Origin of the sequence: Archangium sp., assembly GCF_036389735.1 — a bacterium.
In the GTDB taxonomy this organism is placed as follows: Bacteria; Myxococcota; Myxococcia; order Myxococcales; family Myxococcaceae; genus Archangium.
Map to the genome: position 1 here is coordinate 1 of NZ_DASVWK010001087.1, position 7,094 is coordinate 7,094.

At 65.5% G+C, this 7,094-nt stretch carries 4 protein-coding genes and 1 pseudogene; 2 read left to right on the forward strand and 3 right to left on the reverse strand.

What is annotated here, in order from left to right:
- The first annotated feature begins 69 nt into the window (after positions 1 to 69).
- Positions 70 to 2,148: a peptidoglycan-binding protein gene (locus VF794_RS39075; protein WP_331118693.1), complete on the forward strand. Its 2,079-nt coding sequence runs from the start codon at positions 70 to 72 to the stop codon at positions 2,146 to 2,148.
- A gap of 206 nt (positions 2,149 to 2,354) precedes the next feature.
- Here the strand turns inward: VF794_RS39075 and VF794_RS39080 are convergent, their stop codons facing one another.
- The 3 genes from VF794_RS39080 to VF794_RS39090 all read right to left on the reverse strand — a co-directional run bounded on the left by VF794_RS39080 (position 2,355) and on the right by VF794_RS39090 (position 5,702).
- Positions 2,355 to 3,641 (reverse strand): phospholipase D-like domain-containing protein, encoded by a 1,287-nt coding sequence (locus VF794_RS39080; RefSeq protein ID WP_331118694.1) that lies wholly within the window; start codon positions 3,639 to 3,641, stop codon positions 2,355 to 2,357.
- A gap of 146 nt (positions 3,642 to 3,787) precedes the next feature.
- Positions 3,788 to 4,312: a hypothetical protein gene (locus VF794_RS39085; protein ID WP_331118696.1), complete on the reverse strand. Its 525-nt coding sequence runs from the start codon at positions 4,310 to 4,312 to the stop codon at positions 3,788 to 3,790.
- A 94-nt stretch (positions 4,313 to 4,406) separates the two neighbouring features.
- Positions 4,407 to 5,702, reverse strand: coding sequence for a hypothetical protein (locus tag VF794_RS39090; protein ID WP_331118698.1), 1,296 nt, complete (start codon positions 5,700 to 5,702; stop codon positions 4,407 to 4,409).
- A gap of 228 nt (positions 5,703 to 5,930) precedes the next feature.
- On the opposite strand from VF794_RS39090, the pseudogene VF794_RS39095 reads away from it, so the two are divergent.
- Positions 5,931 to 7,094: pseudogene (locus tag VF794_RS39095) on the forward strand (hypothetical protein); the annotation flags it as partial.

The following is a 7,094-nucleotide window of genomic DNA, read 5'->3' on the forward strand; positions in this document are numbered from 1 at the left end:
GGACCCTCTACTGGTGCCCATCATTGGGATGGGCAAGGATGGGAGGCCACGTCGAGGGAGGCGAAGCACATGTCCAAGAAATGGAGGGTCGCCAAGGCCCTGGAGCAACTCCTGGCGGAGTTGAACAGCCATGCTCCCAATCGGAGCAGGCTGAGTGATGGGGCCATTGGAGACGCGGCTCACGCATCGAGGAACAGCGACCACAACCCCTGGGTCGATGATGGAGAGTTGGGAATCGTGACCGCGCGTGACTTCACCCATGATCCTGCCAATGGCGCGGACATGAACAAGATCGTCGCGCACCTGGTCAAGCGCCGCGATCCTCGAATCAAGTACATCATCTGGAATTGGAAGATGTGGCGGTCCTACGCCAAGCTGGGCGTCAGCGCGTGGACCCCGACTGACTACGACGGCTCGAATGGGCATACGAAGCACGCCCACATCTCCGTGAATTCCGACAAGGCCTCGTACGATTCGACGGCGACGTGGGGGCTTTCGAAAGGGATGGTGGTCGTCAAGGACGTGGGAATCTCCAAGGACCAGAGCACGGCCACCCCTCAGCGTGGACAGCAGACGGCGTCCAGGTTCGAGAAATACAGGGAGGGCCTCGAACCGGGGTCCCGTGTCATCAAGGAGGGCAGCGCGGGGAGTGACGTCAAATGGGTCCAGGCCGCGCTGGGCGTGCGTGCCGATGGCTACTTCGGCCCCATCACGGACGAAACGGTCATTCACTGGCAGAAGGCACACAAGCTGACGCCGGATGGAATCGTGGGTCCCATCACCTGGAAGGCGCTCAAGGCCTTCATGGCCCCGAAGAACCCGAACAAGCCGGCCCCGCGGCATCCGACCCAACAGCCTCCTGCGGGGAGCAACACCGGGTTCGTCAAGAATGGCCGCACCTTCCCCAGCCAGGATGGCTATCCCGTCTATGCCCAGGGCTACGACGAAACCACCGGCCGGAGCGAGGACTGGGGCGTCATCGTCATCGCCAATCAGACCGGGAGGAACGTCAGCGCCATTGGTTGTGCCATGACGGCCGTCTGCATGGCGCTCAGCGGCATCACCGGCAAGGCGATCACCCCGGACGAGATGGCCACGTTCATGAAGAGCAAGAACGGCTTCGGGCCCGCGGGTGACATCCTGTCGTGGGATCTGATGGGCACACTGGTCACTCCGCAGGTGGATCTGTTCCGCCACTCCGGCTTCACGGCGGACAAAATCGACCAAGAACTCGCCACGGGCCGGCCGGTGATCGTCCACGTCGACTACGTCACCAAGAACAGCGCGGGGAAGCGCGAAGGAAAATACGACGGGTCGGGAGACCACTGGTTCCTCGTCACGGGCCGTACCGCGGACAAACAGTACCGGGCCAGCGATCCCGCCCTGGGCAGGAAGATCACGCTGCACCGGTTGGCGGATGGCCGGCTAGAGGCAGACGTCGCCAGCAAGTACGGAACGAAGTATCGCACGGTCGGCAATGCCGTCACCTTCAGCCGGGGCCCCGCGGTCCGCGTGGCGGACAACAAGGGCCAGGGCAACACGCCGAAGACCCACGAGACCTCGTCCCCGAAGGTCGTCGTCTTCAAGCCCACGCAGGACGGGAAGGGAGGCAAGGTACCGGCGAATTCGCCGCTGCCCGCCTTCGCCGGCGCGGATCGCGCGGGCACGGTGAAGGCCATCCACGGCGAGTGCCTCCGGCAGGGGGTGACGATGCTGGAGCAGATCGCCTATGTGCTCGCCACCGTGGAGCTGGAGACGGGGCACTTCCAGCCCGTCAGGGAGGCGGACTACCTGGGCGCGAAGGCCGAGGGGTACCGCAAGAAGAATCTGCGCTACTACCCCTACTACGGGCGTGGCTACGTGCAGCTCACGTGGAAGGAGAACTACGAGAAATACACCAAGCTCCTGGGCGTGGACCTGGTGAAGAACCCAGACCTCGCCTTGCGGCCCGATGTGGCGCTCTTCGTGCTGGTGCATGGCATGAAGAAAGGCATCTTCACGGGGGCCTCGCTCTCCACCTACATCAATGCCTCGCGCGTCGATTTCCGCGGTGCACGCGCCATCATCAATGGATCGGACAGGGCCGCTGATTGCGCGGGTTATGCCCGCCAGTGGCTGAATGCCCTGAAGATGAAGAAGGTGGGCTGAGTTGGATGGAACCGGGTTGCTCCGAGGTGGGCTTGCCCCGGCACGAAGACGCCGTCCGGCACCAGCGAGTGGACGGTCGGCGTCACTTGAAACGCCGAATCAAGGAAGACCTACGGAAACCGCTTCCGACGATTCTGGAGCACTCTTCCCGGAAGCCTCCGGCGGCGGGTTCGATTCCCGCCGCCTCCATGTGGGCAGCCCGAGCTCTACCGGCAGGGGTAGTTGGCCTTGGAGCACGTCACGCCGGTGTTATAGGCGTCATTGAAGTGGGCGTAGAAGCCGTCGTAGAGCGGGTGCACCGTGCCGGTCTCGGGCGCCATCTTGACGAAGATCTCCTCGTTCTCGTTGAGCGCGTCCTGGGTCCAGTTCTGCGAGCCGGAGTAGACCCGGTAGGCGTAGCTGGTGCCATACTTGCCGTACACGAGGAAGAACTTGTCGTGGACCTTGTCCTTCCTCCGGATGGCGACGCCCGCGTCGAGCAGCGTGTTGTAGACGGTCTGATCCATGCTGATGCCGGACGTGGCATCTCCGCCGACCACGAACCAGACGCCGCAACCCCCGGCCTTGAGGCGCTTGATCTGGTCGACGATGCCGGGGCGTGAGCCCGTGATGGAGGCCATGCCGACACGCACCCGGCAGTTCGCGTCGGGCGTCACGTCATTCAGGCGCGTCACGATGGTGTCGGTCTGTCCCACTCCCTCGGGAGAGGCGTAGGCGTCCGCCGCGCCCGACAGGTAGTAACCGCGCCCCGAGGCCGCGTCGTAGTAGTCGTTGCCCGTGACGTGGAACCGGTTCCACATGTGCGAGAAGTTGGCATTCAGGCCGTTCATCAGCGCCGCGTCACCGTAGACGGTGATTGCGTTGTTGAAGGCATCCGTGCCGGAGGAATAGGACATGTTGGCCGAGCCAAACCAGGTGACGTTGCTCCGGGCGACGCCGTTGGGGTCCGTGGTCGCGGTGAAGGTGAACATCTTCGTATGCATGTCACCGTCCGCGCTGGTGCTGATGCATCCCGTGCCACCGTTCGAGTTGGTGCAGAACTTGTGGTAGGTGAGCTGTTGGATGATGCCCACCGAGGGGTCGCTGTTGAGGCTGGGGATGTTCTTCCCGTCGATGACGACCATGACCGAGACGCCACGGTTCTGGGCGTTGACCAGCGCCTGGGCGATCCAATCGATGGACAGGGAGTGGATCGTTCCCCTGATCGACGAGCCGGCGGGAGCCCTGTCGATGAGCCGCTGCAGCTCGCTGTGAATGGTGTAGTCGCGGCCATTCGTGTGGACGGGCGGGTTGCTGAAGTGAGCCCAGACCGGATAGCCCGCAAGCGTGGTCGACGCGACCTGGACGCCCTGCTGAACGTTCTCCACCCTCTCCTCGTCAGCGATCGCCTCCGCGCCCTCGGGCCCGCCGCAGCCACCGCCGGCGCTCACTCCCAACAACCCGAACGCCACGAGGGCGCGAAGCGACTTCCGCGGATTCCTGTTCGAATGCATGGTGAGCCTCCCTTGTCAGCTACCCGCGAAGGGCGCTGGTCGACGCGAAAACTGGTTAACCACCATTAACAGGAAAACAAGGTAAGCAGGGAAAATAAAAATGGACCCCCTCCCCTCTGGGAGATGGCTGGGGTGAGGGTCCGGGCTCAGAAGACGCCGATGGTGGTGGTGTGGTCGACGCGCTGCCCGTTGACAACGTACCCCTGGTACCAGGAGGTATCGATGGTGCCTGACTTGCTAACCTGGAGATGGGTGTGGGGGCTCGTGGTGTTGCCCGTGGCGCCCTCGTCCCCGACCTGGCAGCGGTCGCAGGTCTTGTCGACCGAGGCGGCCGTCTTGTTGAAGTGCCAGATCCTGAAGACCCTGCCGTCCGCGAAGACGTGCGCCGCCTCGTTCTGGGTGCCGCTGCCGCTTCCCGTGCTGCAGTAATGGGCGCTGGTCCGGATGGTCACGTTCCAATAGAACGAGCCCACCAGTCCCGTCTCGACGCCCCAGTAGTTGCAACTGCCGCTGGCGATGTCCACTGCGCCGTGGAATGCGCCGGTCGGGGAGTACCCGATGCCCCCCACGGTGCCGGGATGCGGCGCCTTGACCGTCACCGCGGGCGCGGCCGTGGGAAGCAACAGCAGGGAGACCAGCGCCGCCAGGGTCATCTTCATCGTGTGATGCATTGTCATTCCTCTCGGGCCGGTTCACCGGCTCTTGCGTGAAGTGCTTGTCTTCGGGGTGGGGCTCGGACCCGCCTGAACGTGCTGAACGTGGGGCTCAGTCCAGCGAGGCCTGGTCCGCGAAGAAGACCACGCGCCCGCCGGTCGCCGGGTTGGTGACGCCGCTGACGCCCTCGGTGACCGTCCACAGGTTGGTGCCACTGCCCGTGGCGTGCATGCCCTCGGGCATCTTCGCCCACTGGCCGCTGCCAGACAGGTACGCCGTGCGTGAGGCGCTCGTGGACACCTTGAAGAGGGCGCCGCTGTAGCGCGTCGAGCTCAGCCAGTACGAGGTCGTCGAGGTGCTGGTCATGATGGGGGCCACGCCCTGCACGTTGGGCTCGTTCATGATGTAGGCGCGCTCGGGCTTCACCACGCCGCCCGTGGCCACGAGCCGGGAGGTGGTGGCGTCCAGCGGCCAGCGGTAGAGCCGCCCGCCGAGCCCCGACGCGGAGCCGTCATAGTTGCACGGGGTGTCGTTGTTGTTGCAGTACTCGCCGGAGAGCAGCACGGGCGTGGTGCCGCGCGTGTCCTTGCCGAGGAAGGAGAACTTGGCGCGGCAGGGGGTGGTGAGGGCCGAGGGCATGACGTACGCGCTCACCTGCGGCAGCACGTACCTGTAGCCGTAGGCGCACCACACCGAGCCGACATGGCCGATCGCCGTCTCGCACGTGGTGCTGGTGTCCACCGCGCGGATCTGCGTGAGGTCGAACACGCGCACGCCATCGGAGGTATCGGCCATGTAGAGGTAGTTGCCCACCCAGGCCAGGCCGCCGCCGTGCTCGGGAACCACGGTGAAGTTGCCAGAGGAGGTGGGGCGCACCAGGAGGATGTGGCGGTAGTTCACCGCGCTCAAGGACATGTCCGAGATGTCCGCCACCGAGATGCGCACGCCCTTCTCGGGCGAGGTGGTGGGCGCGTAGTGCCAGGAGGCGATGGCGACGTTGGCGGTGCCGGACACGCCCGCGGTGAGCGCCTGGGGAATCCACTCCGTGGTGCCCATGTCGCCGTCGTTCCAGCGGAAGCCGCCCTTGTAGCCCACGGCCGGCGGGTGCGTGGTGGCGGTGAGCATGGGGCCCACGCGGTTGAGATCCTTCAGGACGGCCGACAGCCCGAGCGCGGGGCCCACCGGCGTCATGTACGAGGCGTAGGTGCTCCACGTGTTCTGGTCCTGCATCGACAGGCAGCTCGCGTCATGCGCCGTCAGCGGTGCCCCCTCGGTGAGGCCCTGCTGAGCGGTGCCGGTGGCCTCGTCTCCGGGCTCCCGCTCCGAGGCGGGTCCGCACCCGGCGAGCCCGGCCCCGGCGATACACGTCACGATGAAGAGACCCCGTGTCATCTTGAAACCGCTCATACCCGCCTCCCCGGAAAATATAGAAAAACATGTCTTACATGCTTTTCGGATTGTGCCAATGACCTTGTGCGGGCTGGAGGGAGACACCCTCCAGGTGGGTCTCTGGGTGGTGCGCCTGTCCTGGCTTTCCCTACATGGTGCGCTCCACAACTTGGGAACAGAGAGCCCGATAATCCCTAGCGAACGGAATTTTTTTAAGCTGAGCTCGGAACCAGCGAGAGCCCATCCATGACGCGCATCAACGACCGCAGCAGCAGCCCGAAGGTCTTGAAGTCCGAGCCCAAGCCGCTCCCGGCCTCCAAGCCTCCCGAGCCCCAATCCCAGAGGGCCACGGGCTTCGATGGCACCAGCGGCTTTGACAGGCCACAGCCCGCGCTGATGGATCTGAGCGGCCAGGGCGCCAATACCGTCAGGTCCAATGGGGTCCAGGCCTTCAGCCAGTCATCCCCGTCTCCCTCGCCGACTCCCACGGGCACGCCGACTCCCACGGGCACGCCCACGCAGACGCCCGTCCCCTCCGCTCAGCCCACGCCTCAACCGGGGCCCACGCCCACGACCACGGGCACGGACCCGGCTGTCATCACGGCCCGGAACAACATCTCCAGCGCGCAGGCCGCCTATGACCAGGCCGCCGAGGCGGTGCAGCAGTACAACGAGACGCTGGGCCGCCAGCTCGAGCGCCTGCCGACGCTGAGCGACACGCAGCGCGCCGAGTACGTCGACGCCTTCCGCGAGAAGCACAACGCGGAGCACGGCGACGTCTTCCAGGCGCTCGACACCGCGGCCCAGAGCCTCGACGCGGAGTTGCAGGTCGCGCGCGCGCTGATTGACTCCGGCACGTTCGACTCGACCACCGCGTCGATGGTCTACGACGGGTACGAGAGGCTCGCGGCCGATCCGCACAACTCCCAGCTCGCCCTGGACTTCGCCACCGAGGTGAACAACGCCCGGAACGGCACGGGCAACCCAAATCTGGCCCAGGCCTTCCCCGCCGACCAGTTCCCGAACCTCGCGGATGACATCGCGGCGCCGGCGGGCGTCAACACGGTCACCCAGCTCATCTCCGAAGGCAGGGCCGCGGAGACCCAGAGCGTCTTCCGGCAGATGCGGGATCTGGTGGATGCCGCCAACGCCGGTGAGACCACGAGGCAGATCCTCGATGTGCTGGAGCAGAACCCGGGCCAGCTCAACGCGGAACAGTTCCAGCGCATCGACACGCTGATCAACGAGGCGACGGACCCCGCCAACAACAAGATGCTGCGGGCGGTGGCGGTGGCCTCGACGGTGCTCTACGCCGCCACGGCCGCCGAGGCCTTCGCGCAGGGCGATGGCGTGGAGGGCGTGAAGGATACGGCGAGCGCACTGGCCGCCTTCACCAGCACTCCCATTGGA